General features: G+C 32.6%; 1 protein-coding gene. It reads right to left on the bottom strand.

Annotated elements, in window-relative coordinates; all coding sequences use genetic code 11:
• A partial coding sequence (locus tag ACRHNM_RS16760) for a DEAD/DEAH box helicase family protein (RefSeq protein WP_431137759.1) occupies positions 1-273 on the bottom strand: 273 nt, incomplete at both ends.

The raw sequence follows: 273 nt of genomic DNA, 5'->3' as shown, positions 1-273 counted from the left end.
AAAGTAGAAATATCTTCGCCAACAATGAGTCTATTGTAGTTATCCTTCATTGGTAACTTTATATTACTACTCAATGGTGTTGCTGTAACACCAAGAATAAAACAATGCTCAAAGAATTTAAAAAGCTTTCTAAAGGAATTATAATGTGCTTCGACAATGATAACAAGACCAACATTCTTTAATTGAAAATCATTGTCAGACAAACGATTATTCAACGTCTCTACCATAGCAACAAAACATTGGTATTCGTCTTGGTCTGGCAGCGTTTTTACT

It is taken from the genome of Psychroserpens mesophilus, from assembly GCF_050617655.1.
Lineage (GTDB): Bacteria > Bacteroidota > Bacteroidia > Flavobacteriales > Flavobacteriaceae > Psychroserpens > Psychroserpens mesophilus_A.
This window is presented reverse-complemented; position numbering and strand designations above follow the sequence as displayed.